This window comes from Brochothrix campestris FSL F6-1037, assembly GCF_000525915.1.
GTDB classification, from domain to species: domain Bacteria; phylum Bacillota; class Bacilli; order Lactobacillales; family Listeriaceae; genus Brochothrix; species Brochothrix campestris.
Genome location: NZ_AODH01000110.1, coordinates 1 through 622 on the forward strand (window position 1 = coordinate 1; position 622 = coordinate 622).

Annotated in this window: 2 protein-coding genes; both read right to left on the reverse strand. The window is 46.9% G+C overall.

Annotation, left to right across the window (positions count from 1 at the left end; genetic code table 11):
* Positions 1 to 277: DUF11 domain-containing protein (locus BCAMP_RS15175; protein ID WP_198015815.1), on the reverse strand; the 277-nt coding region annotated here is incomplete at its 3' end.
* Positions 246 to 622, reverse strand: a 377-nt coding sequence (locus tag BCAMP_RS14110; protein WP_035315902.1) for a hypothetical protein, incomplete at its 5' end; no start/stop codon positions are given. The genes BCAMP_RS15175 and BCAMP_RS14110, both read right to left, overlap by 32 nt.

The following is a 622-nucleotide window of genomic DNA, read 5'->3' on the forward strand; positions in this document are numbered from 1 at the left end:
GAGCGGAACGATGACCCGAGGTACCTGTCGCTAGTTTTTGACCGGTAACCGCATCATCTGCTAACGCTTTTTCTTTGCCATCAACTCCGGTTACTTTCAGGCTGCCTGGTTGATACACGAGTCCTGCTGGAATCGCATCGCCAATTTTCACCTTGTTAATAATCGTCGTTGGCGCTGATGTGTTTGTTGCCTTAATTTGATAGCTAATGACCGCGCCAACTTTAACGGCTTTGTGATCAATCGCATCATTGCTGGCATTGAAGACGTTTTTTCTCAGCTTTTAATTTACCTGCTGTCGGCACCACCACTGTCGGTACGCTTGGGATATCTGGTACAGGTGGGTTATCATCGGGATCTTTTGGTGTTGCCACCGCTTTATTGACAACTGTTGTCCCTACAGACTCGGATTCTAGTTTCACCTTAAAGGCAATCACTGCGGTTGCTGTTTCGTTTGTTAAACGGAGCTCTTTCACCGTCAACGTTTGTTCGTTCCAAATTCCTTTGTCGGCGACTGCTTTGCCGTCAATGGTCGTACTGTTTGGTACATAGCTCACATGATTCGGTAATTTATCTACCACTTGACCAACCCATGGGCCACTTCCAGCCTCATGCGTCAGTTTAA